Genomic DNA, 26422 nt, shown 5'->3' with positions numbered 1-26422 from the left:
CCGCCATGGATCTCTCCCCCCTGTTCGACTCCCTCAACGAGGCCCAGCGCGAGGCGGTGGGCAGTCCCCCGGGGCCGGTGCTGGTGCTGGCGGGCGCCGGCAGCGGCAAGACCCGCGTGCTGGTGCACCGGGTGGCCTGGCTCATCCGTGCCGAGGGGGTCTCGCCCCACGCCATCCTGGCGGTGACCTTCACCAACAAGGCCGCCAACGAGATGCGCGGCCGCCTGGAGGGCCTGCTGGGCATGCCCCCCCGGGGCCTGTGGGTGGGCACCTTCCACGGCCTGGCCCACCGCCTGCTGCGGGCCCACTGGCGCGAGGCCGGTCTGCCCGAGGCCTTCCAGATCCTGGACGCCGACGATCAGTACCGCCTGGTGAAACGGGTGCTCAAGTCCCTGGACCTGGACGAGGCGCGCTGGCCGCCGCGGCAGATGCAGTGGTTCATCAATGCGCGCAAGGACGAGGGCGTGCGCCCGCAGCACATGCAGGACACAGGCGACCCCGTGCACCGTCAGATGATCCGCATCTACACCGCCTATGAGGCCGCCTGCCGGCGGGGCGGGCTGGTGGACTTCGCCGAACTCATGCTGCGCAGCCTGGAACTGCTGCGGGACCACCCGGAGCTGCTGGAACACTACCGCAGCCGCTTCCGTCACCTGCTGGTGGACGAGTTCCAGGATACCAACGACATCCAGTACGCCTGGCTGCGCCTGCTGGCCGGGGAGGATATCCCCGTCTTCGCAGTGGGGGACGACGACCAGTCCATCTACGGCTGGCGCGGCGCCCGCATCGAGCACATCCAGCGCTTCGCCCGGGATTTTCCCGGCACCCGCACCGTGCGCCTGGAGCAGAACTACCGCTCCACCGCCACCATCCTGGGCGCGGCCAATGCCCTCATCCGTCACAACGGCGGCCGCCTGGGCAAGGAGCTGTGGACCGACGGGCTCTCCGGGGAGCCCATCACCCTCTACGGGGCCTTCAACGAATACGACGAGGCCCGCTTCGTGGCCGAGCAGCTGCGCCGCTGGCAGGCCGGCGGCGGGGCCTGGCGGGAGGCGGCCATCCTCTACCGCTCCAACGCCCAGTCCCGCGTCCTGGAGGAGACCCTCATCCAGGCGGGCATCCCCTACCGGGTGTACGGGGGCCTGCGCTTCTTCGAGCGGGCCGAGATCAAGGACGCCCTGGCCTATCTACGCCTGGTGGCCAGCCGGGAGGACGACGCCGCCTTCGAGCGGGTGGTCAACCAGCCCGCCCGGGGCCTGGGGGAGCGCACCCTGGCCACGTTGCGGGAACAGGCCCGGGAACACGGCCTCTCCCTGTGGGCCGCCGGTGCCCGCCTGCTGGAGCACGGCGCCCTGAGCGCCCGTCCGGCCCGGGCCCTGCAGGCCTTCCAGGCCCTGGTGGAGACCATGGCCCGGGACTGCCAGGGGCTGGAATTGCACGAGCAGGTGGAGCACGTGCTGGAGCACTCCGGCCTGCGCGCCCACTACGGGGCGGAGAAGGGGGAGAAGGCCGAGGCCCGGGTGGAGAACCTGAACGAGCTGGTGAGCGCCGCCCGGGGGTTCGTCCCGGACCCGGAGCGCCACGGGGAGATGACCCCGCTCACCGCCTTCCTCGCCCACGCGGCCCTGGAAGCGGGGGAGGGGGAGGCGGACGCCTGGGAGGACAGCGTGCAGCTCATGACCCTGCACGCGGCCAAGGGGCTGGAATTCCCCCTGGTCTTCCTCACCGGGCTGGAGGAGGGGCTATTCCCCCACCGCATGTCCCTGGAGGAACCGGGGCGGCTGGAGGAGGAGCGCCGGCTGGCCTACGTGGGCATCACCCGGGCCTGCCGCCGCCTGGTGCTCACCCACGCCGAGAGTCGGCGTCTGCACGGCCGGGACAGCTACAACGCCCCCTCTCGCTTCATCGGCGAACTGCCGCCGGAGCTGCTGGAGGACGTGCGCCCCCGGGCCAGCCTGCGCCGCCCCGCCACCGAGGCCCCGGAGACCGCCCGGCCGGTGCGGGGCGCCGAGCCGCCGGCGGAGGGCCTGTCCCTGGGGGCGCGGGTGATGCACGCCAAGTTCGGTGAGGGGGTGATCACCGACTGCGAGGGGCAGGGCAGCAACGCCCGCATACAGGTGCGGTTCAACGACCACGGCAGCAAGTGGCTGGTGGTGGGCTACGCCAAGCTGCAGCCCCTGTGAGTCCTTGCGTGCAGGGGATCCCTAGAAACGGAAGATCACCCAACTGGGGATGAGGATGCGCGGGTCCAGCTCGTTCATGCGGCTCTCCAGGCGGCCGTCGCCATCGGCGTCCACCAGGTAATAGGCGGGGGCCCCGTCCGGCTCCACCCGCAGCATGTACAACTCCCCCTGGATGCGGTATTCCGAGACCCTGGCCCCGCCCCGGCGGGTGATGGTCACCTGGGGCTCCAGCAGCTCCCGGTTCACCTGGTCCGAATCGTCCAGCAGCGGCGGCGGCGGGGGCACGTCGGTATCCTGCGCCGGTAGCGGGCCGGCCAGCAGGGCCAGGACGAGGAGCAAAAGGCATAAGGGTCGGTGCGTCTTCACAGGTCCATCAACCTCTCGCGTTCCTCGGAGGTGGGTTCCAGACCGCCGTACTGGTAGAAGTTGAACACGGCGTCCACCACGCCCTGGGCATCGTCCACCACGGTGTACAGGTCCAGGTCCTGGGGGTCGATGGTGCCCCGGGCCACCAGGGCCTCCCGGAACCAGTCCAGCAGGCCCCGCCAGAAGGTCGAATCCACCAGGATGACGGGGATGCGCCGGGTCTTGTGGGTCTGCACCAGGGTGAGGATCTCCGCCAGCTCGTCCAGGGTGCCGAATCCCCCGGGCAGCACCACGTAGGCCGAGGCGTACTTCACGAACATCACCTTGCGTGAAAAGAAGTGCCGGAACCCCAGGGAGACATCCTGGTAGGTGTTGGCGGTCTGCTCGTGGGGCAGGTCGATGTTCAGGCCGATGCTGGGGGACTTGCCGGCGAAGGCCCCCTTGTTGGCCGCCTCCATGATCCCCGGCCCGCCGCCGCTGACCACGGCAAAGCCCGAGTCCGAGAGGTCCCGGGCGATGCGCTCGGCCAGTTCATAGGTGGGATGGCCCGGGGGGATGCGGGCGGAGCCGAAGATGCTCACCGAGGGCTTGATGCGCGCCAGCCGCTCGAACCCCTCCACGAATTCGCCCATGATCTGGAAGATCTTCCAGCTCTCCCGGGTGAGCATGCTGTCGTCCATGGGCTGCAGGCCCGGATGGGTCGCCCGTTCGTCGCGCTTCATGATGGCCTCGATCCCGTCCTGGCGTGGTGTTGGTCCCCAGCATATCGCGTTCGCCCGGCGGGGCAAACACGGGGATTTGGCCTGGCTCCGGCGCTGGGGGACAATGGAGGCAAATTCCCCCGGGACCGACACACGTGAACGCAAAGACCCCCCTGGTGCTGGTGGACGGCTCGTCCTATCTCTACCGTGCCTTCCACGCCCTGCCCCCCTTGAGCAACAGCCGCGGCGAGCCCACCGGCGCCGTGCTGGGCGTGGCCAACATGCTGCGCCGGCTGCTCAAGGATTACCCCACGGCCCACATGGCCGTGGTCTTCGACGCCAAGGGCCCCACCTTCCGGGACGCCCTGTACGACCGCTACAAGGCCAACCGGCCGCCCATGCCGGAGGATCTGGCGGCCCAGGTGGAACCGCTGCACGCCCTGGTGCGGGCCCTGGGCATGCCGCTGCTGTGCGTGCCCGGCGTGGAGGCGGACGACGTCATCGGCACCCTGGTGCACCGGGCGCGGGAACGGGACATGGAGGTGGTGGTCTCCACCGGCGACAAGGACCTGGCCCAGCTGGTGATGCCGGGGGTGACCCTGGTGAACACCATGACCGGGACCACCCTGGACGAGGCCGGCGTGGAGTCCCGCTTCGGTGTGCCCCCGGCCCTGATCGTGGACTACCTGGCCCTGGTGGGGGACACCTCCGACAACATCCCCGGCGTGGACAAGGTGGGCCCCAAGACCGCCGCCAAGTGGCTCAAGGCCCACGGCAGCCTGGACGGCGTGATGGCCAACGCCCAGGACATCAAGGGCAAGGCAGGGGAGAACCTGCGCGCCAGCCTGGACACCCTGCCCCTGTCCCGGGAGCTGGCCACGGTGCGCTGCGACCTGGAACTGGACACCACCCCGGAGGCCCTCACCCTGGGGGAACCGGACCGGGAGGCCCTGCGGGGCTGGCTGGAGCGCCTGGAGTTTCGCAGCTGGCTGCGGGAGCTGGAGGCGGAACAGGGCGATTCCACGGGGGATTGCCCGGGGGAGGGCCAGGGCGACGACGGGCCGCCCCCCCGCTACGAGACCCTCCTGGAGCGCAAGGACCTGGACCGCTGGCTGCAGCGCCTGGAGGCGGCGGAGCTGTTCGCCCTGGACACCGAGACCACCAGCCTGGACTACATGCAGGCCCGCATCGTGGGTGTCTCCTTCGCCGTGGAGCCCCGTGAGGCCGCCTACCTGCCCCTGGCCCATGAGTACGCCGATGCCCCGGACCATCTCCCCCTGGAGGAGACCCTGGAGCGGCTGCGCCCCCTGCTGGAGGACCCGCGGCGCCTCAAGGTGGGGCACCACCTCAAGTACGACCGCAACGTGCTGGCCAACCACGGCATCCAGCTCCAGGGCATCGCCCACGACACCATGCTCTCCTCCTACGTGCTCAACAGCACCGCCAGCCGCCACGACATGGACACCCTGGCCGAGCGCCACCTGGGGGTAAAGACCCGCAGCTATGAGGACGTGGCCGGCAAGGGCGCCCGGCAGATCCCCTTCAGCCAGGTGCGCCTGGAGGAGGCCGCCCCCTACGCCGCCGAGGACGCCGACATCACCCTGCGCCTGCACCGCCACCTCTGGCCGCAACTGGAGGCCAACCCGGGGCAGCGGGCCATCTACGAGGACCTGGAGATCCCCCTGGTGCCCGTGCTCTCGCGCATGGAACGGGCCGGCGTGAAGGTGGACCCGGATCTGCTCTTCACCCAGAGCCGGGAACTCACCGAACGCATGGGGGAGATCGAGCGCCGCGCCCACGAGGCGGCGGGGCAGGCCTTCAACCTGGCCTCCCCCAAGCAGATCCAGGAGATCCTCTTCGAGCGCCAGAAGCTGCCGGTGGTGCGCAAGACCCCCAAGGGCCAGCCCTCCACCGCCGAGGACGTGCTGGAACAACTGGCCGCCGACTACCCCCTGCCCCGGCTCATCCTGGAACACCGGGGCCTGTCCAAGCTCAGATCCACCTACACCGACCGCCTGCCCGAACGCATCCACCCCGGCACCGGCCGGGTGCACACCTCCTACCACCAGGCCGTCACCTCCACCGGCCGCCTGTCCTCCTCCGAGCCCAACCTGCAGAACATCCCCGTGCGCACCCCCGAGGGCCGGCGCATCCGCCAGGCCTTCGTCGCCCCCGAGGGCCGGGTGCTCATGGCTGCCGACTACTCCCAGATCGAACTGCGCATCATGGCCCATCTCTCCGGCGACCAGGGGCTGCTGCACGCCTTCGCCCAGGGCCTGGACATCCACCGCGCCACCGCCGCCGAGGTCTGGGGTGTGGACCTGGAACGGGTCACCCCCGAACAGCGCCGCGCCGCCAAGGCCATCAACTTCGGCCTCATCTATGGCATGTCCGCCTTCGGCCTGGCGCGCCAGCTGGGGATCGAACGCGGCGATGCCCAGGACTACGTGGACCGCTACTTCGACCGCTACCCCGGCGTACGGCGCTATATGGACGACACCAAGGAACGCGCCCGGGACCAGGGCTACGTGGAGACCCTCTTCGGCCGCCGCCTCTACCTGCCGGAGATCCGCTCCCGCAACAGCGCCGCCCGCGGCCAGGCCGAGCGCCTGGCCATCAACGCCCCCATGCAGGGCACCGCCGCCGACATCATCAAGCGCGCCATGCTGCGGGTGGACGCCTGGCTGCAGAAGGAAGGCGAGCCGGCGCTGCTCATCATGCAGGTGCACGACGAACTCGTCTTCGAGGTGGACCAGGACGCCGCCGAGCGCGTCGGGAAACACGTCTCGAAACTCATGGCCGACGCCGCACAACTGGACGTGCCCCTGGAAGTGGACGTGGGCGTGGGACCCAACTGGGATGCGGCCCACTGAGCGGGAAGCGCACCCAGCGGTACACAATGACCGAAGACGATTTCAAGCAGGGTATGGCCCTGGCCAAACCCCACCTGACGGAGGCGATGACCATGTCACTGGCGCAGGAATGGATGGAACGCGGCGAGGCCAAGGGGGTCGAGAAAGGCATCCAGCAGGGCATCCAGCAGGGCATCCAGCAAGGTGTTCAGCAAGGCGAGGCCCAGACCCTGCTGCGGCAGATCGAGCGCAAGTTCGGCCCCGAGGCCCGCGCTCGCTACCAGCCACGGGTTGAAGGGGCCGCCCCGGCCGAGCTGGACCAATGGATCGACCGCATCCTGACCGCCGAACGGGTGGAGCAGGTCTTTGACGGGGAGGATCCCCTGCAGTAAATATCTATTGCCCCCACCAGCGGGCCCCGCGGGATGAGACCTCGCTGCTCACTGCCGCACAGAACGCCGGGGCCACATGCTGATCCGTGGCCCAGATGAAGGCAATGCAATCGGAACCGTATCCGTAATGACCCTACAGATCTGGGTGGATGCCGACGCCTGCCCCAAGGTGATCAAGCAGATCCTCTTTCGCGCCGCCGAGCGGGTGGGTATCCCCCTCACCCTGGTGGCCAACCATCCCCTTCCCGTACCGCGTTCCCGGCATGTGCGGGCGGTGCAGGTCTCCGCCGGTTTCGACGTGGCGGACAACCACATCGTCCAGCAGATGCAGCCCGGGGACCTGGTGATCACCGCCGACATCCCCCTGGCGGCGGAGGTCATCGCCCGCCAGGGGCAGGCCCTGAGCCCGCGGGGGACACTGTTCACCCGGGACAACATCGACGAACGGGTGAAGATGCGGGATCTGGCCACCTCCCTGCGGGATAGTGGCGTGGACACCGGCGGTCCGCCGGCCCTGCGCCCGGCGGACCGTCAGGCCTTCGCCGGCCACCTGGACCGGCTATTGGCCCGGATGGCCCGGGCGACCTGAGGCCGCCAGCGCCCCGCATCGCCGGAGACGGCGAGCGCAAGCCGGGCGTGCAGGCCGCTTCAGGGGCCTGCCTTCCCATGTCATGATGGCCCCAGGTGCACCTTCCAGGAGTCCAACGTCATGAACCTGCCTGCCAGCGATCGGTTCCTAACCGTCGAGGCATACCTCGAAGGTGAAAAGGATGGTGAAGTCCGGCACGAATACATTGCCGGCCAGGTCTATGCCATGACCGGGGCCAGTGCCCGACACAACCTGATCACGGGGGCCCTGTTCGCATCCCTGCGACCCCATGCGCGGGAGCGCGGCTGCCAGTTATTCGTCAATGACATGAAGGTCCACGTCCGCCAGGCCGGTGAAGATGCCTTCTACTATCCCGACCTGCTGCTCACCTGCGACCCCCACGACCGGGCCACCTACTACCGCGAACGCCCCTGCCTGATCGTGGAGGTGCTCTCCGAGGGCACCGAGCGCATCGACCGGCGCGAAAAGCTCTTCGCCTACACCGGCGGCCTGCCCAGCCTGCGGGAATACCTGCTGGTGACCCAGGACCGCCGGCAGGTGGACCTCTACCGGCGCACCGAGGCCGACTGGGTGCACGAAATCTACACGGACGGCCTCATCCCTCTGCACTGCCTGGACATGGAGCTCCCCATCGAGGCCATCTACGAGGACGCGGAGCGTGGCTGAACACCGAAAGACCCGCAATGCAGCGGCCTGACCCTGGTGGCCCGCCTGCAACGCAAGCTGGGGGACTGGCCCATCGAGTGGAGTGGACGGAATGTCTTGAACTTTTGAGCTTGGATAGACGGCAATTTCTGGAGGTGTGGAATGCATGGTTTGGGAGGTAGGGAAGTTCATTGGTGGATGCCTGTTTCAAACCGGCGCACTGCGGATCCCCAGCCGCTCCCGGACCACGAACCACAGCCATACATTCCACAGCACCGTGCCCGCGCTGGTGGCCAGGGCCGCGCCCATCGTCCCCAGCAGCGGGATCAGGGCCAGGTTCAGCGCCACATTGACCAGGGCGGCCACCCCAACCACCCGGGACACCTGGCGCTCATGGCCCGTCATGGTGAGCAACAAGCCCACCGAACCGAAGCCCGCATTCACCACCTGCCCGCAGGCCAGGATCAGCAGGGGCAGATACGCCGCCGCAAAGGCAGGCCCGAACAGCGTCTGCAACAGCCATGGCCCCAGCACCACATAACCCGCCAGGGCCAACAGCGCAAAGGCCAGGGCGGCCTGGGCCGTGCGGCGGGCCAGTTTCTGCAGCTTGTGCCGGGCCCCCTGGGCATGCAAACGGATGATGTACGGCGCCGTCACCATATTCAGCGCGGTCAGGCCCATGGACACCAGAAAGGCCCCCTGGGCCGCCACCCGGTACACCCCCACATCCACCGTGGCCGCCAGCAACCCCAGCAGGATCACATCGGCATGGCGATTGATCTGCCCAAACCCCTGGGTCAATGCCATGGGCCAGGCCGCGGCCAGCCAGGCCCGGGGCCGGTACACCGGGGCATGGGCCGTCCAGTGCGGCGGACGCGACCGGTACAGCAGCCAGCCTCCGACCGCAAAGGCCACACAGGCCGCCAGCAGATGCACCGCCATGGCCCCGGCGGGTGTCACCCCATGGGGCCAGGCGATCAGGGCCAGCAGCAACAGCACGCCCATCAGCCCGGGCCGGATCACCTGTTCCGGCAACAGAGCCAGCAGCACCCGCCCCAGCCCCCGCAGCCCCGCCGCCCGCAGACTGGACAGGGCCAGCAGAGGCACCAGCACGAGCCCCAGCAACAGGGTAGACCGCAGGACCGGATCCTGTACCCAAAAGCCCAGGACCACCACCCCGCCCAACCACCCCAGCAGGGACAGGCCCAGCGTCACCCCATGGGACCAGCGCCAGATCCCCCGCACCGTGGGCCAGTCCCCGCAGGTGTGCCCCCGGGCGGTCTCGCGTACGATCAGGGGGGGGAGGCCCAACTGCACCGGCAGGGAGATCAAGGACACCGCAGCCAGAACAAAGGCATACACCCCGTATCCCGAAGGCCCCAGCAATCGGGCCAGGAGGAGGGTGACCAGCAAGCTCAGGGCGAGTTCCAGGCCCTGGGCCAGCAGGCTGCCGGCCCCACCCTGGAGCAGTTTTCTGGCCAGACCGGAAGGCGCGGGATGAAGGGACAAAGGGAAGTGCCCGTGTTTCCAAGTGGGAAAGGTCCGGGGCATGATAGGCCAAGCAACCATCCCCCCCAACCCAGGTTCTGGAGATTCACCCCACCATGCCGCGACCGAATGTGTTCATCCTCGGCGCCCCCAAGTGCGGGACCACTTCCCTGGCCCATTGGCTGGCAGAACATCCCCAGGTCCATTTCTGTGCCATCAAGGAACCGCAATTTTTCAATTATGATTATGGCTTCCGGCGGCCCATGACCTTACGGCAGTACGAAAAGCTGTTTTCGGGGGCGACAGCATTGCACCGGGTGATCTGCGAGGCAAGTACACGTTATCTTTATTCACGCACGGCGGTCCCGGCCATCTTATCCTATGTAGATCATCCAAGGTTTATCGTGATGTTGCGTCACCCCGTATCTATGGCTCCATCATTACATGGGCAGGCGATCTTCAGCGGCGATGAGGATGAGCCAGATTTTGAAAAGGCCTGGGCCTTGCAGGAGCGGAGAATGCATGGAGACTGCATACCAAAAAGATGCAGGGATCCGCAGCTCCTGCAGTATGGCAAGCTATGCAAGCTAGGCGAACAGTTGCAACGTCTGTACCGGCTGGTGCCCAGGGAGAAGGTGCATGTGATTCATCTTGAACGCATCCAGGATTCACCCCGGGAAGAATGGTTGCGCTTGATGGCATTCCTTGGCTTGGATGATGACGGCAGGGAGGTGTTTCCCGTGGCGAATAGCGCCAAAGTGAGGCGATTGCCGTGGGTTTATGAGAGCGTTAGATGGGTAGATTCAATAATTAGAGGGATGGGTGTACCTTATTTTCGTATTGGGATAATGGGGTTCCTGTACTCTAAGCTAGTAAAAAAGCATCATAGGTCAAGCATTTCTGAAGATATGAGACATCGTCTCTCAGAGTACTTTTTGGAAGATTTAAAGCTTCTAAGTGGCCTGGGTCATAGCTCTTTTAGTGCCTTAAGAAAAAATGAAAAATAAAGCACTTTTCCGCTCGTCTTGATGTGGATGGCGCGCTTATTGATTAATAGAATAACTGGACATGGCATGCGCTTTGATCGCCCCAATGAGCACGATAAAAGGCGGCCTGGCAATGGGAGGAATGTCTTTAGGGAAACTCTAATAATTCGATTTGTCGAAATCTACGCCCAATAGAATCAATGGGTTGCCTGGGGAGGTAAGCAATTAATAGAGGTCCCCTTTATGGTTCGTCGAAAGTATTTGGAGGAAGACCGTTATGGATGACTTGGGTTGTGAAGGATCCAAATGTGCTGGCAGCACCTATTGAGTGTTCAAACCGCTGAGCGCGCAGTGGTTCAGGGATGCATGGTATGCCATTTTATATAATTTTTCGTTAAAGCCTCGCGCGAAGTCTGCGCATGCCGAAGTGAAAGCTTTCCTCGGATAGTGCCCCCAATCGAGACCTTAACTGCGTCAATAAACGGATGCGTTCGCTCATCTTGAGCGGGCTTTTCCCGAGCAGAGTCTGGGCTACCCATCGAGTGGTGAGACGTTGTATGGCCCGGCGCGACTCTTCATCATATTGGTCGATTGTGGTCAGGTATTCGGATTCAAGTGCTAATAATGTGGTGAGGGCTGCTGTGGCATCTTGCGGTAAACTAGCCATGGAGTTATGGATTAAATTTGCGACAGATTTTGCATGCATATTGTTTTTTCTTATGAAAAAATCGGGAAACTCTCGATAAAGATTTTTCTGGCATATGTTGGCGGCGCTTTCGGATTGTTCGATACGTAAAGTGCACGAAATTCTGCTTGCATGGTGGCGATATAAAAGCAACGGAATATTCAGGACTAATCCATCTCCGTGCTGAAGTAGGCGAGACCATAAATCATAGTCTTGTGCGGTACGCAGGTTTTCATTGTACCGCATTATTTGGTTGCCGAATCTGACCCGGAACATCGCAGAAGGGTGGGCAACTGCAGGGCGAAATATGGAATACCAGCGTAGAACTTTAGGATTGGATGGCCATTCACCAAGAGTGTGTTTTTTGCCTTTTTCATCTATATTGATGGTGGCTGTTCCGCAAAGAACCAGTTTAGGGTTTGATCTGAATGCTTCGACTTGTTTGGCGAGTCTTTCCGGCAATGCAATATCGTCTCCGTCCATGCGTGCTACCAGTTCACCTTGAACCTCATCGAGTCCTCGATTGAGGCTCCAGGTGAGACCATGATTCTGGTCGTTAACCAAAAGTCTTATCCTGGAATCGGAGCATGCATAGTCCCGAAGAATACTTGCACTTCGGTCGGTGGATGCATCGTCTATCAGGATCAATTCTAAATTTTGCCAGCTTTGCTCAAGGATGCTGTTCAGCGCTACTTCAAGATAGCGCTCATTATTATGGACAGCCATAACGACACTGACCAATGGTTCAGACATTGGTTGTATCCTTTGCTAGCGTACCACGCATGAAGGCTAGACCATTCATGCCCTTTAGAGTTGGTATAGCAAGCCAGTCCAAGCTCAGCTTATATCCCAAAAAGAATAAACCCCTAAGGGTTGTGCTCAGGCCTTGGTTTGCGGTGCTCAGGATCCAATAGGGTATGTAGTGATAGATTGGGTTTGCCTGGGTGTCGAAATAGTACATGGGCATTTTTCGGTAGGCGTCCGGATGCTTACTTTGGAATATCCTGGCGGTATGGCGGCCCGAAGTTTCAAACTTTTTCAAAATTTTATTTAGACAGATAGCGTCAACATGTTTTACTGAGCAATCAGCTTTGTATATGGGAGTGAGGTTCGGGAAGGATTGAGCTAGACGTAGAAAAAAATCACGATCTTCAAATCCGTAATGGCGGTAGGTAGAATCAAACCCATTCACCGCCAGAACAAGGTCTCGATGAAGAGTCACGTTAGCCGACGTGAGACTGATCGTCCATTTTTGTAGTTTTGTTCGTCTCCTTGCCTGGACTCGGTTTCCATAGCGGTCAAAAAAAGGATCCCCAGAAAAAAAATGGATATCGCCGAAGAGGATGGGTGTTTCTGATGAAACGTTATGCTGTAGATTTTTTATATACCCGGTTTCCGGTATGCAATCTGCGTCAAGAAAGGTCATGTAGAGGCCAGAGGCAGACCGGATTCCGTTATTTATAGCTCCCGCCCGACCCTGATTTGTTTTCAGGCGTAGTAATTTGATTTGAAAATTCTCAGTTGATTCTGTATTGATCTGTATTGGCGGGTTGGAGCCATCATCTACGATAATAATTTCCACAGGCTTCGATGGGGGTTCAGCGGCAAGTTTTTGGATTGTTTGATTGGCCTGTGATGCATTGTTCAGGACGGGAATGATGATGCTGAGTAGTATGGGGCTATTTTCTGAATTCGATGAAGTCTCATCCGGCGCACAGGGATGCGCTATGCTGCTTGTAGCCTGCATGTTCAATTTTATTTTCCCCTAGGCTCATTGGCCGCCATCTTGATAAGCAATTCACCATATTCCTTACTCACATTCTCCCACCCAAACCGCTCCCTCACATGCCCCAACGCCTTTTTGGCCCGTTGTTGTGCCTGGGCCGGGTTCTGCAGGGTTTGTTCCAGTGCCTGGGCCAGTGCATCCGCATCTCCTGGGGGGGCGCGGAGCGCGAAGGTGTCGTTGGGGGCGATATCCTGAATGGCGGGCAGGTCCGAGACGATGACCGGACAGCCGCAGCCCATGGCTTCTACCAGGACCAGGCCGAAGCCTTCCTGATCAGTGGAGGGGAAAACGGTGACCGCCGCCCGGCGGTAGTGGTCCGGCAATCGGTGGTGGGGGATGCCCCCCAGGAAGGAGACCTTTCCGGCCAGGTCGGGGGATTCGGATCGGGCTCTCAGGGTGGCTTCATCCGGGCCCTGGCCCACCAGATCCAGATGGAGTTGGGGGTATCTAGGCAGCAGACGTGCCACGGCGTTGAGCAGGGTGTGCACGCCCTTTTTTTCCACCAGGCGACCCACGAACAGGATCCGGTGGGGATCCCGGGGGATCTGGGGGGCCGGGGTGAAGGTGTCCCGAAGGTCCGTGCCCATGGGGATGATCCGGGGTTCCAGATGGGGGGCGAGGGTGCGGGCTGCGGGCACCATGGCCCGGCTGACGACCGTCAGGCCCGTGCAGCGGCGCAAGGCCCAGCGTTTCACGGCGGCCAGGAACCGCCCCTGCAGGCCGAACAGGTCGCCGCCATGGCTGGTGCAGATGGCAGGGGGCGGATTTCGCATACCCAGGGTGGCCAGGCGCAGGGCCAGGGTCTGGGGGATGATCCAGTGGCTATGGATGGCTGCGAAGCGATGCCGCCGAAGCAGACGGCGGATGGCCCAGGCCTCCGCCAGCAGGAACAGGGGAACCAGGGCCAGGCGTCCGGGCCGCGCCTGGAGCCGGGCCAGGATGCCGCCCTCGTAGGTGAGGGTCTGCCATCCTTCGGGGGCATAGCGGAAGCGGTGCACCGTCAGGCCCGCCAGGTTTTCCAGGGAAGCGGCCCCCGGCGCGTGGGGCGCCAGTACATGGACCTGGAAGCGATCGGCCAGACGCCGGGTCAGTTCCAGGACAAAGGCCGGTTCCGTGTCGTCTGCCCAGCGGGGGAAGGTGGAGGTGAGGACCAGGAGGCGGGGCCGGGATGAATGCGCCATGGGGATCCTCAAAGACCGATCCATTCAGTCCTGATCCGAACGGTGGGAAGACCGATCCAGTTCCAATCGCCGCACCCGTTCCAGGGTCATCTCCAGCAGTTGCCGGTTGAAGGAGATCAGATCCGCCACCAGGCCGATGAGCCAGGTAAAGGCGCCCATGGAGACCAGCATGGTGCCCAGCAGCAGGGACTGGATATGCCCGCTGCCGTCTCCATGAAGATAAAAGACCAGGAATCGCAGGATGGGCACGGCCCCCAGCAGGATCAGGACCAGACCGATGTAGAAGAACACCCGCAGGGGCTTGTACATGGCGTAGGTCCGGACCATGGTGATGGCGGAGTTCTGGATGAACTGGGGAATGCTGCGAAACAGGCGGGAAGGGCGTTCGGTGGGCCGGGTAGTGACCGGGACGGAGGCAACCGTGAGGTTGCGCTTGCCCGCCTGGATCAGGGTCTCGATGGTGTAGCTGAAGCTGGAGAGGATGTTCAACTGAATGGCGGCTTCCCGGGAGAAGGCGCGAAAGCCGCTGACGGCATCGGGCATGTCGATGCCGGACAGTTGCCGCACCATGGCGCTGCCGATGCGCTGTAGATGCTTTTTCAGGCCCGAGAAATGGGCCAGTTGCCGGGTCTGCCGGTCGCCCACCACCATGTCGGCCTGGCCCTGCAGGATGGGCGCGATCAGCCGGGGAATGTCGCTGCCGGCGTATTGATTGTCGGCATCGGTGTTGACGATGACATCGGCCCCGGCCTGGAGGCTGGCTTCCAGCCCGGTACGGAAGGCCCGGGCCAGGCCCTGGTTCTGCTTGTGGGCCACGATATGGTCCACGCCCAATAGGGCGGCCTGCCGGGCCGTATGGTCGCTGCTGCCATCGTCGATGATGAGGATTTCCACGCAATCGATGCCCGGGATCTCCCGGGGAATATCCGCCAGGGTCCGGGCCAGGGACTCCTCTTCGTTAAAGCACGGGATCTGGACGATGAGCTTCATCGGCTTGAACGCCTTTCTCCATGGAGGGCTTCCTGCCTTCGCGGACCATCTGGACCAGGTCATCCAGCGCCTGATCCGTCATGTAGGGATTCTTATGCACCACGTCCCGCCTGCGTTCAATGGCGTCCAGGGCTTCTTGCGGGCGATCCGCATCCATCAGGAAGTGTACCTGCATGAGCAGGATGGGCATGATCTCGGGCATCAATGATTCGGCACGAGAAAGATAAGAGAAAGCCGTATCAAAGTCCCCTTGTTCTTTCGCGAAATTGGCGGCATGGAAAAGCACGTGGGTTGTATAGGATTTGTGTTGGTAGTTGGGGTTATCCAGCAGGATTTTTGTGAGTCGATGGGCATCCTGAAATGTAAGTGGTTTGCATTGATCTTGTTGGATTAAATCGTATAACGGATAAAGACCATCCATGAGGGAAATCGAGCGTCTTGCGGTTTTTGCTGAATGCAGGACCTGGTCGAAGCGCTGCTGGATGGATTGCGGGCCTTCCGTGGTGCAGGCATAGAGCATGGCTTGCAGGTGGAGATCGGTGCATCCATCGCACTGATCCGCATAACGATCCAAGGCACGGAGGGAATAGCTGGGATTGCCGAGGGCCTCATAATAAGCCCTGCTCAGATGCATGACCGCCCTGGGGGAATCCGGATAACGCTGGGCCCAGTTTTCAGCGGCTTCCAGCGGTTTTCCCCAAATGGACGTGGTGGCATAGAGCGTGGCCCCGATGAGCAGGATATAGAGGGTCAGCAGCGCGGGGGCCAGGCGGCTCCAGATCCCTTTGGCTTGCCAGGCCAGGGCGGCCAGGGCCAGACAGAATCCGTATACCGCCAAATAGTTGCGGTGCTCGAACATCAACTCCAGTTGAATCACGGTGGACTCGATGAGATGTCCCGTGAAGAACCACAGAAGGGCGAACAAGGGCCAGGGGCTGCGTTTCCGGATCAGGAAGGCCGCCAGGGTCAAGGCCAGGAAGGCGCCCCAGGATAGGGTGGGTATCAGCCAGCCTTCTGCCAAGGTGACATTGTCATGGAAAGGTCCAAAGGCCGTGGGCTGCGGCAGGAAGGCCATATAGAGGTATTGCCAAAGGATCTGGCCTTCGGTCAGCAGCCGATCGAAGGAGGACCAGCCGCGAAAGCTGCTGAAGGCGAACCAGTCTCTATAAAGGGGGGATAAGTAGTACAGCAGGGCCAAAAGGCCCAGCAGCAAGGTTCCCCGGCGCAGCCAGCGCACATAGCGGGGTGCCTGAAGGTGAGCCAGCAAAACCGCATCAATGACCAGGGCATAAATGGGGAAAAGGGCACCGCTTTCCTTGGTGTACAGGGCCAGCAGCGTAAACAGGCCCAGCCCCGATGCCTGCAGGGTCAAAGCCAGGCGTGGACGTGGTGCCTGCAGGAAGTAGCCCGCCACAAAGACCACCAGACCCATTAATCCCCAGCATGTGGCCAGACCGGTCCAGCGTTGTACGGTGATCAGGCTGGTGGATGCCAGCAGGGGCATGGCCATCCAAAGGGCGTAAGCAAAGAGGGCAATCCAGTAGCCCCGCCATAGGGTTTGGGTATTTCTCAGTTGGAGGACCATCCACCCCAGCAGGAAGATCAAGGCACCATTGACCAGATGGATGCCTACATTCACCCACCGGGCCTCCTGGCTGTTTTCCGGCCAGTCATCGGCATGGGGGAGGAAGCTGAGTAGTGCGATGGGACGACCCAGCGGCCCCCCTTGACCGCTCGTGACAAATTCCCAGGCATCTTCCCTGGAATCGATCGTTTCCAGCGGGGCAAGGAAGGATAGATCATCGTAAAATAGCTTGCCGGTGACCCCTTTTGAATAGGCAAACCCTACGGCCAGGATTACCAGAAAAACGGGCACCAATAAGGCGATGCGTGCCACGGGGCGTTGAGAAGGATGGGAGGAGATGGCAAGCATAGATGATGGTGTTTTGTGTATTGGCGAAAAAACAGCCCCGACTTAGGGTGAAGTCGGGGCTGTTCAGGGCCCGAAGTGTGGATTGTGCTAGTTGATTTTATTGTCCGGTGCTACTTAACGGCAGTTTCCGGGCATCCATTCGGTCGGCGTGCCTGAGCAATCCCAAGTGAGGGTGCCAGCAGATTCTGCAGGTGTCAGGGTTATTGAAACTTGTTCATCGAATTCAGCGCCCCCATCACTTGCAGTTGAGACAGTAATTACCCCGCTTCCATCAATATCGAAACTCCCACCATCAAGCACGCCAGGAAGGCTCTCTGGGGCACATGTGCTTGCATTAGTGTAATCTCCGTCGGTTTGATACATTTCTGTGACGCAAGTTCTTGCTGAGCTGGCCGAGAGAATGATTTCGGAGACTCTTGCCCGGTTCGTGTAATCGTTATACGCCGGAATGGCCACCGCCGCCAGAATCCCGATGATCGCTACGACGATCATCAGCTCGATCAATGTAAAACCTGCTTGTCTTTTCATCATGTGGAATACCCCTTTTGCGGAATGATGGCCCGGTAGGGGCCGAGGCATGGGGTTTTATGCAGGATCCAGGCCAGTGGGCGGTCCTGGGATGGGTGGTTCCTGCAGGGGGATGAGAGGCCCCACGGCGGGTGCAGGGTGCCTTGGTGGGGCCTGGATGGCATATGCCGACCCTATCTGTCGGCATTATCCTGGGTGTGCCATGATGTCCTGTGGCACAGCGCATGGGGTATCCTCCCGGTGCTGTACTCGGTTCCTCATCGGTCCTACAGCCTTCCGTGGAGGGGCGACCATGCGCACCATCCGTCTGAATACCGCCATGCTGCTCACTGGCCTGAGCAAGCGTTCCCTCTGGCGCCGGGTGTCCACGTCTCCCTATCCCACTCGGCGGGAGTCCCATGGGGGTTCCCGTACCCTTTTGGCCATCGACACCATCCTGTCTGATCTGCCTGTGGATTTGGATGCGGAGGATCTGTCCGTGGTCGAGCGGGCCGACCGGGGGGACGCCGAGGCCCAGAACGATGTGGCGTTGATCCTGATGCAGGCCCAGCGGCCTGATCTGGCGGTGGGATGGCTGAGGCTTGCGGCCCAGGAGGCCTATCCCGAGGCCATGTACTGGCTGGGGCGCTGCCATGTCGCCGGGCAGGGGGTGGACCGGGATGAGGAGGCGGGCCTGGAGTGGATCCGCCGTGCGGCCGCCCGGGGCCATGTGATCGCCCAGCGCCAGATGGCGGCCCTGGGCAGGGCCTGCTAGCGCGCCGGTGTCACCCCACCGGCCCCGCCAGCCGGTCCAGGCGCAGGCGTTCGCGCTCGTCGAACAGGCGTCTGGCCCCCAGCCACAGGGCCCGTTGAACCGGTTCGTGGGCTACCTTGGCCATGGGGCGTCCCAGCCCTTGTTAATGAGATGGGTCCGACTGCAGCGCCTTCACTTCGGCTACGGATAGGCCGGTGGTCTCGGCGATCTGTTCGTCGGTGAGCACGCCTAGCTTGAGGAGGTTGAGGGCCGTGCTGCGCGCGTTCTCCTGCCGGCCTTTTTGCAGGCCCTCCTGCCGACCTTCTTGCAAACCCTTCTGCAAGCCCTCCTGCTCCCCTTCCCGCCTGGCTTCGTTGAGCAGGGAGACCTCATCCCGCAGGGCCCGCTCGCGTACAAAGGCCAGGCGGCGCGCTTCCTCGTCGGCGCTGAGTTCCCGCACGCGGCTCATGGCCCGCTGGACCGGTTCGTGGGCTACCTTGGCCATGGTGAGTTCCTCCCGCCAGTGCTTGAAAAAGATGATCCAGGCCCGCAGCGGTCCCTCGGGCAGGCCCAGGCGATCCGCCTTGTTCAGTTCGATCAGGTTCATCTGCAGGATGTTCCCCAGCGATACCCGGGGCTGGCATTCATCCCGCATCTCGAAGCGCCATACCGCCTGCCGGCGTTCGTCTTCCGTGGCGGTGAAAAGGTCGAAGTCCAGCAGGTGAATCCCCACCGAGGCGCGTAGCTCCTGGTAATCCTCGCCGCTGTTCAACTGGGTACCCAGGGTGCGGGCCAGGTAGAACAGGCCGCGCTTGTGCCAGGATCCGTAGCGGCGCACCTGGATCTCCAGATTGTAGCAGTGGCCTTGTTCATCCCGGGCCAGCACGTCGAGGATGATGTACTTGCCGGTGAGTTCGCTGGGCTCGATGCCGGGATTGAGCACCTCGACGGCGGTGATGTCGGGCAGGTCCGGGCGCAGGTCGTTGATCAGGTCCACCAGCAGATCCGGCGCCTCGGCAAACAGCCGCTTGAAGACGTAGTCGTTGGTGGGGTCGAGCAGATCGGTCATCTTCAAGATATTCTGTTATACGGGGAATGCAGCCGTGCAGGGTTGGGATAGGCGGTCTCACTCCACCGGCCCCGCCAGCCGGTCCAGGCGCAGGCGGTCGCGCTCGTCGAACAGGCGTCTGGCCCCCAGCCACAGGGCCCCCAGGGTGCCGAAGCCGGTGGTGGCGGTGATGAGGTTGCCGTTCGCTCCATGATCTGGCTTGCGCAGAGCCTTGATCACTGGTTGCTCCCGGCGTGCATGACCTGAGCAGCATGCTTCTGTGCGAGCCGCTTAGCGAAGTGCTTGTCTTCCAGGCAGCGCATGAATTCCTTTTTGCCCAGCCCCGCCTGTTTAAGCATGCTCTTGAGTAGACTTCGGGCGTACGGCGAATGATGCTGCGATACGGTGACTACGCGCAGATGATCGGGTATGGGCGGCTTTCTTCCCAAATCGGGCTGGCGGGTGGACGCAGGGAATGGAAGTGTTGGAGAAGCTTGGCCAAGTGGTACTTAACGCGGATGGATAGGGGTGCTTTCCTGTTCAGCAACTGCATCGCCGATGCGGTGTCCCCCTCGCGATAGATTTCGGCAACCCGCTGAAGGTAGGAGCCAATGGCCGCTTCCATGCGCTCCTTGACGTCCGCCTCCGAGTCCCCTTGCACGCCCAGGCTCAGGTCAATGCAATGGGCCACGTAAAGATCACCCTCCTGGTCGATCAGGCACCTTAATACCAGTTTTCCTCCCTTGTGCTTCATCGAAGCCTCTCCCACGATAGGTCAGAGAAGACAAAGCCCCGCGTTCTGGCAGGGCAATGAGTACGTAACGTCTCGTATCCAGATTAGACGAATTCGGGCCGGTTTGAAATCCAAGGCCACGGGGGATAGGGGGGCAAGACCCGGTGATCCGCCTTGTTCAGTTCGATCAGGTTCATCTGCAGGATGTTCCCGTCGTTGGTGGGGTCGAGCAGATCGGTCCTCATCAGGATGTGATGTTGTACGGGGAATGCAGCCGTGCAGGGTTGGGATAGGCGGTCTCACCCCACCGGCCCCGCCAGCCGGTCCAGGCGCAGGCGGTCGCGCTCGTCGAACAGGCGTCTGGCACCCAGCCACAGGGCCCCCAGGGTGCCGAAGCCGGTGCCGGCGGTGATGAGGAACATGATCAGGATCTGGTATTTCACCGCTTCCATGGGCACGGTGCCCGCCAGGATCTGGCCGGTCATCATGCCCGGCAGGCTGACGATGCCCGCCGCCGCCATGGCGTTGATCATGGGCATGAGCCCGCTGCGGGCGGCCTCGCGGCGGATGTCGGCCACGGCCTCGGCGGCGGTCTGGCCCAGGCTCAATCGCCCCTCGATGATGCGCCGCTGATCCCAGGCCGTCTGGGTGAGCCGGTCCAGGCCCAGGGCGATGCCGGTCATGGTGTTGCCCAGGAGCATGCCCAAGAGGGGGATGGCGTAGCGGGGTTCCCACCAGGGCTGCGGTGCGATGACGATCACCAGGGTGAGCACCGTGGCGGTGAAGGCGCTGGTGAACATGGCCAGGGTGCCGACGCCGTAGCCCCACCAGCCGCGGAAGCGGCGCCGTTGCCGGGCCATCACCTCGCGCCCGGCCACCAGAAGCATCACCAGGGCCATGGCCGCCACCCAGGGCAGGGCGGCGTGTTCGAACAGAGTGGTGAGCACCAGGCCGATGAGCAATAGCTGCAATACGGTGCGCGCGGCGGAGATCAGCAGGCTGCGGGAGAGGCCCATGCCAAAGCGGGAGACCGTGGCCGCCAGGGCGATCACCAACAGGGCCGCCAGGGACAGGTCCAGGGGGGTGAGTTGGATGACTTCCATGGGCCGCTTCCGGGGAGGGAAACGGCCCATGGTAGCAGTTCCGGGGGGCGGGGGCGGTGAGCGCCGCTTCAGAAGTAGCGGCGTAGCCCGGCGTAGAGGAACGGGCCCGTGTGGGAGCCCAGGACGGTGTCGATGTCCTCGTCCAGCAGGTTGTCCAGGCCGCCGTAGAACTCCGTGGCGGGCAGGGCGGCGGGCATCCAGGAGGCCTTGAGGTTCACCAGGGTGTAGGCGTCCGCCCGGGCCCAGCGGGCCGTGCCGCCCGCCGTGTCGGTGTAGCGCTGGTCGCCGGTGTGGTCGGCGCTGATGAGGAAACGCCACTCCGGGCCGGGGGTGTATTCCAGGGCGATGCGCGCCAGGGTCTCGGGGGTGAATTCCAGGGTCCGGCCCGTGTCCTGGTCCTCGGCGTCCAGGAGGGTGAGGGCGCCTTTGAGGGACAGGGATGGGGTGAGGCGGTGGCCGCCGCTGGCCTCCAGGCCCTGGATGCGGGCCTCATCCACGTTGGCGAAGGTGCGGTAGCCCACGCCCTGCACCTGCTGGATGCGGTCCTGGATCTCGTTGTGGAACAGGGCCAGGTCGTAGTGCCAACCGGGGCCCTGTCCATCCAGGCCGATCTCCAGGTGGTCGCTGCGTTCGGGTTCCAGCTCCGTGGCCGTCTTGTTGAAATCCGGGCGGATGAGGTGGGCCCCCAGGACCCATCCGGCGGGGGTGTTGCGGCTGACGAAGAGCTCGGGGGCCGAGGGGGCGCGAAAGCCCTGGGCATAGCTGGCCCGCAGCCGGGCGGCTTGGGAGAGGGTGTGCTGCACGCCCAGGCTGCCGGTGGTCTCGCCGTCGAACTCGGAGAAGTCGTCGTGGCGTACCCCCAGCAGCAGGTCCGTGTCCCGGCTCAGGGTCCATTCGTCCTGCAGGAAGACCGAGCGCGTGGTGTAGTCGATGGTGCTGCGGCGCCGGTCGGGGCGGAACCAGGGGGAGGTGCGCTCATCCTCCCGGTATTCGGCCCCTAGCAGCAGCCGGTGGGCCTGGCTGGCGGTCCATTGCAGGTTGAATTCGTGGCTCAGGGTGTCCACCTCGCCCCGGCAGCTGCCACCCCCGTCGGGGGCGGTGGTATAGCCCAGGTCCCCGTAGGGAGTGGGGGAGAGGATGTTCTCCTTCTCGTAGTCCGAGAGGTAGCTGCGCCATTTTATGGTGATCTTCTCTGTGGGTTGCCAGCGCAGGCGGCCCGCCAGGTCCAGGCGTTCGGTATCCAGCACCTCGTCCACCGGGAGGTCCTTTACGGGGAATCCCGCCGCCGCGGGGTACTGGGTTCCAATGAAGGTGCCTTCCCGGTCCTCCCAGGTGAGATAGGCGTCCATCCCAGCCTCCAGGGTATCCGTCAGGCGCCGGTCCAAGCGGCCCCCCAGGTTGAGGGTTTCCCCCTGGGTGCGGTAGGTGGTGTCCACAGCATAGCGATCCGCGATGGCCCCCGCCGGGGGCAGGTTGGATTGGGACGGGGGGACCAGGGGTTTGGGCTGGCCCGGGTCCCGGGGGACCTGGGGATGGGCGGTCTCCCGCTCGGTATAGGGTTCCTGGCGGATGAGGCTGAAGGAGGCGCTGTAGCGGGTGTCCCCCGCGCTGCCGCGCACATCGCCGCTCAGGCTGTAGCGTTCCCCCTGGCCGCCTTCGGCGCTGCCCACCCGCAGGTCGAGGCCGCCTTCGGTCACGTCCCGGGGTTGTTTGGTGATGATGTGGATGACGCCGCCCACGGCGTCCGAGCCGTAGAGCACCCCCATGGGGCCCTTGATGATCTCGATGCGCTCGATGGTGCCGGTGCCGATGCGGTCCATCTCGTACTTGAAGGAGGCCTCTCCGGCCACACGCCGACCGTCGATGAGCAGCAGCGTACCCCGGGGGCCGGCGCCGCGGATGCGCATCTGCCCCTGGCCCGGATTGACGAAGACGCCGGGGGTCTGCAGGAGCACGTCCCGCAGGGTGTCGGCGCCGAGGGCCTGGATCTCCTGCTCGGTCACCACCTCCACGGACAGAGGGGTCTGACGGGCGCTGCGCTCGGTCTTGGTGGCCGAGGTGATGGTGATCTCCTCCAGGGTTGCGTCGGCCGCCATGGCCGAAACGGGCAGGGCCGTGGCGGCCAGGATCAGGGGCCAGGTGGGTCTGGGCATGGTGCATTCCTCCAGGGTAGGTCGGTCGGACGCCGTTCCGGGGCGCCCTTGTGTATGGGTGGGTGTTGATTTTCTAATAAAGCGAACAATAATGATTCGCGTTCATAAGACAATGACGAATCGCAATCGGGTTTGCCTCGGGTACGCAGATGCCGCGGTCAGGGGGATGGGATGGGTTTCGGGGAGGGCAGGGCGCCGGGGGCCTGGGCCTGGAGGTGATCGGCCAGGGCCTGCAGACGCCGGCTTCGCGGTGGTGGGGGCAGGTAGAGGGCCAGCTCCACCGGGGGTGGTTCCCAGGCCTTTAGGATCCGTCGTAGCCGGGAATGCAGGCCGTGCCGGGGGCATTGCGCGTACCAGCGGGGCAGCAGGCCGATGCCGCCTTCACCGGCAATGGCCGCGGCCAGCATGGGCAGGGTGTCCAGGGTCATGCGCGCCTCAGGGGTGAGGTGCACCTCCTGCCCGGAGTCCCGGTGGCGCAGGGGAATGGTTCGGGTCCCCTTGAGCAGCATCCAGGGACAGGCGGCGAGGGTCTCCGGGGCAAGGGCCTCGGGACAATCGGCCCCGGCGGCGGCATAGATCTCCTGGCGCCATGCCCCCAGGGGAATGCGGTGCAGGCCCGGCACCTCTTCCCGGGCGCAGCACAGCCAAAGGTCTGCCTGCGCCGGGTCCGGCCGGATGCCTGCCGGGATCCAGGTCACCTCCATGCGGATGCCGGGGTGGCGTTCCAGGAAGGCGTTCAGTGCCCCGGTGGCCCATTGGACCCCCAGCCCGTGGCCGATGCCCACGCGCAGGGTGCCGGTCATGGCCTCCCGCGTGGCCTCCACGGCCAGGTGGGCCTGATGCGCCAGATCCAGGATGCGCTGGCCATAGCGGGCGTACTCCCGTCCGGCCTCGGTGAGGGCCAGGCGGCTGCCTTCGGGGCGCGTGAGGCGATGGCCCAGGGTGTTCTCCAGGCTCGCCAGGCGCCGGCTCAGGGTGGACTTGGGGCAGCCCAGTTGCCCGGCCGCTGCGCTCAGGGTGCCGTGTTGTTGCAGGGCCAGGAGGGCCCGCAGGGCGTCGAAATCATGCATGGCGTTGCGTTTCGTGGACGGATCGTTCCGCCTTTTGGGGTGTTGTCCGGGGCCGGTCTCCATTCTAATGAAATGCAAATGAATCGCATTGCGATTTCTTTGTTGATGGAGGAATGTATGGCCTTGAGGAAGAAACCAACGCGACAAATCGGGCCGCGGGCAGCCGGGGGACACCGGGGCATGCTCCCACTGCTCTGCCTTTCGGTGTGTGCGGCCCCGGCCATGGCAAATGGGGATGCGGGGGAGGCCCTGGTGCTGGAGGAGATCGGCGTCACTTCCCATGCCGGGGACGCTCCCTGGCGCCGGGAGGTCCGCCCCCGCTCCCAGTCACGGGATACCCAGGACCTGTTCCGGGATGAGCCTGCCGTGGAGGTGGGCGGTGGTACCCCAGCGGCACGGCGTCTCTACCTGCGCGGCATCGAGGGCAGCAATGTGAATGTTTCCGTGGACGGCGCCCGGCAGGGGCAGGATCTCTTTCAGCACCGGGGCGGGATCACCGGTATCGCACCGGAGCTGCTCAAGCGCGTGGAGGTGCAGACCCTGCCCTCGGCGGATCAGGGGGCCGGGGCCCTGGGCGGGAGTATCCGCTTCGAAACGGTGGATGCCCAGGACCTGCTGGAACCCGGTCGGGACCGGGGGGCACTGGTGCGCGGTGGCCTGAGCACGGTGGACCAGGGCTATCGTCATGGGGTCACGGCCTTTGGTGAGACCTCCGGCGGGCTGGGGATGCTGGTGAATCACAGCCGCACCCTGTTCGATCCCTATGAGGACGGCGATGGTCGGGCGGTGACGGGATCGGAGGGGGAGGTGGAAGACCTCTTCGCCAAGGCCAGCCTGCTCCATGAGAGCGGCCACCGGTTGCGCCTGAGCGCGGAGCGTCTGCGGGATGAGGGGTTGTACACGGGGGACTGGGCCTATGACGACGGGGCTCGGGCCCCTACCCATCAGGTCTCTCAGCGGGAGAGCTATGTCTTGGACCACCGCTATGCATCGTCGGGGCATGGCCTGATCCACTGGCGGGCCAATCTCTATCAGAACGAGCAGACCCTGGAGCTTTGGGGCAATCGCATGGAGAGCAAGGGTCAGGGAGTGGATCTGCGCAACGTCTTTCATATGGAGATGGGTTCCGTGCACAACGCCCTCACCGTGGGGGGCTCCCTGGATCAGGAGGAAGGGCGGCAGACCGCCCTGTCGGGCGGAGGCGACAGCGCCCGGGTGGATCTGGAGAACCGGGGGCTGTACCTGCAGAACCGCCTCACGGCGGGGCGCTGGCATCTGTCCCTGGGGGTGCGCCATGACGACTTCGATACCCGTTTCGGGAACGTGCGTCTGAGCGGGGCCGAGCTCTCGCCGAACCTGGGGGCGGAGGTGGATCTGGGCCGTGGGTTCTCGGCCTTCGCCGGTTACGGCGAGGCCACCCGCGGCACGGGTACCGTGCCCATCGGCTGGCTGGCGGACACCGTCCCGGGCGCCAGGGTCAACCAGGTACCGGATAAGCCCCGCTACGGGGAGGACCTGCAGCCGGAGCGTTCCCGTACCCGGGAGCTGGGCGGGCGCTTCGAGGGGCTGGATCTGCTGCGTACCGGCGACCATCTCCACATGCAGGTGTCCTTCTTCGATACCGAGATCGAGGACTGGATCGTGGCCGAGGGCGGGCGCCGGGGCGAGCCGGTGACCGGCTTTTTCAATGATGAGGGCATCCAGAGCGAAGGCCACGAGATTCGCGCCGGCTGGGGGCTGGGGGGATTCGAGACCCGCCTGGGCTATCTCCATGCCAAGACCCACAACGATCGTGGGGAGGCCGTGGGCTTCTCCCGGCGCAAGGGAGTCAGTCTGGGGGACCGCTTCACCTGGGGCAGCACCTGGGCGCTGCACGAGGATCTGAGGCTGGGATACACCCTGCAATGGGTGGATGCCGTGCATCGGGATGCGGTGGAGCGGGACGGTTACCAGGTGCACGACGTGCAGTTGCAGTGGCGTCCCGGCTTTGCCCGGCGGCTGGAATTGCAGCTGGCAGTGAACAACCTGCTGGATGCGCAGTACAGCAGCCAGGCCTCGGCGGGTTCGGATGCCGAGGCGGCCCCGGAACCGGGGCGGGACGTGCGTCTCACCACGCGTTACCGATTTTGATTCGTGAAGCGATGTGAACCCTTGCCTGAAACCCAGGGCAATCGCACATAGAGATTGATTCTTATTTGAGTCCGAGTAAGTGAGCACGGTACTCGTCAGATGTTGCCGCGATGATCCGTTTGGTCT

Annotated in this window: 22 protein-coding genes and 1 pseudogene; 8 read left to right on the top strand and 15 right to left on the bottom strand. The window is 64.0% G+C overall.

What is annotated here, in order from left to right; translation table 11 throughout:
• Positions 1–5: 5 nt before the first annotated feature.
• Positions 6–2183, top strand: a complete 2178-nt coding sequence (gene uvrD / locus BM214_RS07825) for a DNA helicase II (RefSeq protein ID WP_090485264.1) — start codon at positions 6–8, stop codon at positions 2181–2183.
• 21 nt (positions 2184–2204) lie between these two features.
• Here the strand turns inward: uvrD and BM214_RS07820 are convergent, their stop codons facing one another.
• Positions 2205–2522, bottom strand: coding sequence for a DUF2782 domain-containing protein (locus BM214_RS07820; RefSeq protein WP_238619808.1), 318 nt, complete (start codon positions 2520–2522; stop codon positions 2205–2207).
• 23 nt (positions 2523–2545) lie between these two features.
• Positions 2546–3271 carry an LOG family protein gene (locus BM214_RS07815; RefSeq protein ID WP_090485259.1) on the bottom strand — a complete coding sequence of 242 codons (726 nt, stop codon included), beginning with the start codon at positions 3269–3271 and terminating at the stop codon, positions 2546–2548.
• A 134-nt stretch (positions 3272–3405) separates the two neighbouring features.
• Between BM214_RS07815 and polA the strand changes: the two genes are divergently transcribed.
• The 4 genes from polA (at position 3406) to BM214_RS07795 (ending at position 7770) form a co-directional block, all read left to right on the top strand.
• Entirely contained in the window at positions 3406–6123 is a 2718-nt protein-coding gene (gene polA / locus BM214_RS07810; protein ID WP_090485256.1) for a DNA polymerase I, read from the top strand.
• A gap of 26 nt (positions 6124–6149) precedes the next feature.
• On the top strand, positions 6150–6494 hold the full coding sequence (locus BM214_RS07805) for an RpnC/YadD family protein (RefSeq protein ID WP_090485254.1): 345 nt from the start codon (positions 6150–6152) through the stop codon (positions 6492–6494).
• 127 nt (positions 6495–6621) lie between these two features.
• The gene (locus tag BM214_RS07800) at positions 6622–7083 is read left to right on the top strand and encodes a YaiI/YqxD family protein (protein ID WP_090485251.1); all 462 of its coding nucleotides are present in this window, start codon (positions 6622–6624) and stop codon (positions 7081–7083) included.
• Positions 7084–7203: 120 nt separating this feature from the next.
• The gene (locus BM214_RS07795) at positions 7204–7770 is read left to right on the top strand and encodes a Uma2 family endonuclease (RefSeq protein ID WP_090485248.1); all 567 of its coding nucleotides are present in this window, start codon (positions 7204–7206) and stop codon (positions 7768–7770) included.
• 186 nt (positions 7771–7956) lie between these two features.
• Here the strand turns inward: BM214_RS07795 and BM214_RS07790 are convergent, their stop codons facing one another.
• The gene (locus BM214_RS07790) at positions 7957–9258 is read right to left on the bottom strand and encodes an oligosaccharide flippase family protein (RefSeq protein WP_244887895.1); all 1302 of its coding nucleotides are present in this window, start codon (positions 9256–9258) and stop codon (positions 7957–7959) included.
• 95 nt (positions 9259–9353) lie between these two features.
• Here BM214_RS07790 and BM214_RS07785 point away from each other — a divergent pair, with 95 nt between their 5' ends.
• A complete protein-coding gene (locus BM214_RS07785; protein ID WP_090485241.1) occupies positions 9354–10244 on the top strand; it encodes a sulfotransferase in 891 nt (296 codons plus the stop codon).
• Positions 10245–10617: 373 nt separating this feature from the next.
• Here the strand turns inward: BM214_RS07785 and BM214_RS07780 are convergent, their stop codons facing one another.
• The 6 genes from BM214_RS07780 to BM214_RS12995 form a co-directional block, all read right to left on the bottom strand.
• A complete protein-coding gene (locus BM214_RS07780; protein ID WP_090485238.1) occupies positions 10618–11661 on the bottom strand; it encodes a glycosyltransferase family 2 protein in 1044 nt (347 codons plus the stop codon).
• Entirely contained in the window at positions 11654–12655 is a 1002-nt protein-coding gene (locus BM214_RS07775) for a glycosyltransferase family 2 protein (protein ID WP_143096374.1), read from the bottom strand. Before BM214_RS07775 ends, BM214_RS07780 begins: the two co-directional genes overlap by 8 nt.
• Positions 12656–12663: 8 nt before the next feature.
• Positions 12664–13875: a glycosyltransferase gene (locus BM214_RS07770; protein ID WP_177217622.1), complete on the bottom strand. Its 1212-nt coding sequence runs from the start codon at positions 13873–13875 to the stop codon at positions 12664–12666.
• 24 nt (positions 13876–13899) lie between these two features.
• Complete coding sequence (locus BM214_RS07765; protein ID WP_090485229.1) at positions 13900–14865, bottom strand: glycosyltransferase family 2 protein; 966 nt, start codon at positions 14863–14865, stop codon at positions 13900–13902.
• Positions 14834–16762, bottom strand: a complete 1929-nt coding sequence (locus tag BM214_RS07760) for a tetratricopeptide repeat protein (RefSeq protein WP_143096373.1) — start codon at positions 16760–16762, stop codon at positions 14834–14836. Before BM214_RS07760 ends, BM214_RS07765 begins: the two co-directional genes overlap by 32 nt.
• A gap of 150 nt (positions 16763–16912) precedes the next feature.
• Entirely contained in the window at positions 16913–17329 is a 417-nt protein-coding gene (locus tag BM214_RS12995) for a pilin (RefSeq protein ID WP_090485224.1), read from the bottom strand.
• Between the two features lie 289 nt (positions 17330–17618).
• Between BM214_RS12995 and BM214_RS07750 the strand changes: the two genes are divergently transcribed.
• The gene (locus BM214_RS07750; protein ID WP_177217621.1) at positions 17619–18080 is read left to right on the top strand and encodes a tetratricopeptide repeat protein; all 462 of its coding nucleotides are present in this window, start codon (positions 17619–17621) and stop codon (positions 18078–18080) included.
• A gap of 142 nt (positions 18081–18222) precedes the next feature.
• Here BM214_RS07750 and BM214_RS07745 read toward each other — a convergent pair whose 3' ends face one another.
• The 6 genes and pseudogenes from BM214_RS07745 to BM214_RS12400 form a co-directional block, all read right to left on the bottom strand.
• Complete coding sequence (locus BM214_RS07745; protein ID WP_090485218.1) at positions 18223–19128, bottom strand: Rpn family recombination-promoting nuclease/putative transposase; 906 nt, start codon at positions 19126–19128, stop codon at positions 18223–18225.
• A gap of 57 nt (positions 19129–19185) precedes the next feature.
• Positions 19186–19302: pseudogene (locus tag BM214_RS12405) on the bottom strand (ABC transporter permease); the annotation flags it as partial.
• Between the two features lie 214 nt (positions 19303–19516).
• Complete coding sequence (locus BM214_RS07740) at positions 19517–19861, bottom strand: hypothetical protein (RefSeq protein ID WP_090485215.1); 345 nt, start codon at positions 19859–19861, stop codon at positions 19517–19519.
• Positions 19862–20139: 278 nt separating this feature from the next.
• Positions 20140–20943 carry an ABC transporter permease gene (locus BM214_RS07735; protein ID WP_090485213.1) on the bottom strand — a complete coding sequence of 268 codons (804 nt, stop codon included), beginning with the start codon at positions 20941–20943 and terminating at the stop codon, positions 20140–20142.
• Between the two features lie 68 nt (positions 20944–21011).
• The gene (locus tag BM214_RS07730; protein ID WP_090485210.1) at positions 21012–23096 is read right to left on the bottom strand and encodes a TonB-dependent receptor plug domain-containing protein; all 2085 of its coding nucleotides are present in this window, start codon (positions 23094–23096) and stop codon (positions 21012–21014) included.
• Between the two features lie 158 nt (positions 23097–23254).
• Complete coding sequence (locus BM214_RS12400; RefSeq protein ID WP_177217620.1) at positions 23255–24166, bottom strand: LysR family transcriptional regulator; 912 nt, start codon at positions 24164–24166, stop codon at positions 23255–23257.
• 180 nt (positions 24167–24346) lie between these two features.
• On the opposite strand from BM214_RS12400, the gene BM214_RS07715 reads away from it, so the two are divergent.
• Positions 24347–26296 carry a TonB-dependent receptor domain-containing protein gene (locus BM214_RS07715; RefSeq protein WP_177217619.1) on the top strand — a complete coding sequence of 650 codons (1950 nt, stop codon included), beginning with the start codon at positions 24347–24349 and terminating at the stop codon, positions 26294–26296.
• Positions 26297–26422 lie beyond the last annotated feature (126 nt).

Source organism: Ectothiorhodospira mobilis (genome assembly GCF_900114895.1).
Lineage (GTDB): Bacteria > Pseudomonadota > Gammaproteobacteria > Ectothiorhodospirales > Ectothiorhodospiraceae > Ectothiorhodospira > Ectothiorhodospira mobilis_A.
The sequence above is the reverse complement of the archived record's forward strand: the minus strand, read 5'-3'. Positions and strand labels throughout refer to the sequence as shown.

What these genes read in the sequence shown, in the direction of transcription:
- uvrD (WP_090485264.1), top strand. Translation starts at nt 6, where the DNA reads ATGGATCTCTCCCCCCTGTTCGACTCCCTCAACGAGGCCCAGCGCGAG.
- BM214_RS07815 (WP_090485259.1), bottom strand. Translation starts at nt 3,271, where the DNA reads ATGAAGCGCGACGAACGGGCGACCCATCCGGGCCTGCAGCCCATGGAC.
- BM214_RS07805 (WP_090485254.1), top strand. Translation starts at nt 6,150, where the DNA reads ATGACCGAAGACGATTTCAAGCAGGGTATGGCCCTGGCCAAACCCCAC.
- BM214_RS07800 (WP_090485251.1), top strand. Translation starts at nt 6,622, where the DNA reads ATGACCCTACAGATCTGGGTGGATGCCGACGCCTGCCCCAAGGTGATC.
- BM214_RS07795 (WP_090485248.1), top strand. Translation starts at nt 7,204, where the DNA reads ATGAACCTGCCTGCCAGCGATCGGTTCCTAACCGTCGAGGCATACCTC.
- BM214_RS07785 (WP_090485241.1), top strand. Translation starts at nt 9,354, where the DNA reads ATGCCGCGACCGAATGTGTTCATCCTCGGCGCCCCCAAGTGCGGGACC.
- BM214_RS07780 (WP_090485238.1), bottom strand. Translation starts at nt 11,661, where the DNA reads ATGTCTGAACCATTGGTCAGTGTCGTTATGGCTGTCCATAATAATGAG.
- BM214_RS07775 (WP_143096374.1), bottom strand. Translation starts at nt 12,655, where the DNA reads ATGCAGGCTACAAGCAGCATAGCGCATCCCTGTGCGCCGGATGAGACT.
- BM214_RS07770 (WP_177217622.1), bottom strand. Translation starts at nt 13,875, where the DNA reads ATGGCGCATTCATCCCGGCCCCGCCTCCTGGTCCTCACCTCCACCTTC.
- BM214_RS07765 (WP_090485229.1), bottom strand. Translation starts at nt 14,865, where the DNA reads ATGAAGCTCATCGTCCAGATCCCGTGCTTTAACGAAGAGGAGTCCCTG.
- BM214_RS12995 (WP_090485224.1), bottom strand. Translation starts at nt 17,329, where the DNA reads ATGATGAAAAGACAAGCAGGTTTTACATTGATCGAGCTGATGATCGTC.
- BM214_RS07750 (WP_177217621.1), top strand. Translation starts at nt 17,619, where the DNA reads ATGCGCACCATCCGTCTGAATACCGCCATGCTGCTCACTGGCCTGAGC.
- BM214_RS07745 (WP_090485218.1), bottom strand. Translation starts at nt 19,128, where the DNA reads ATGACCGATCTGCTCGACCCCACCAACGACTACGTCTTCAAGCGGCTG.
- BM214_RS07740 (WP_090485215.1), bottom strand. Translation starts at nt 19,861, where the DNA reads ATGAAGCACAAGGGAGGAAAACTGGTATTAAGGTGCCTGATCGACCAG.
- BM214_RS07735 (WP_090485213.1), bottom strand. Translation starts at nt 20,943, where the DNA reads ATGGAAGTCATCCAACTCACCCCCCTGGACCTGTCCCTGGCGGCCCTG.
- BM214_RS07730 (WP_090485210.1), bottom strand. Translation starts at nt 23,096, where the DNA reads ATGCCCAGACCCACCTGGCCCCTGATCCTGGCCGCCACGGCCCTGCCC.
- BM214_RS12400 (WP_177217620.1), bottom strand. Translation starts at nt 24,166, where the DNA reads ATGCATGATTTCGACGCCCTGCGGGCCCTCCTGGCCCTGCAACAACAC.
- BM214_RS07715 (WP_177217619.1), top strand. Translation starts at nt 24,347, where the DNA reads ATGCTCCCACTGCTCTGCCTTTCGGTGTGTGCGGCCCCGGCCATGGCA.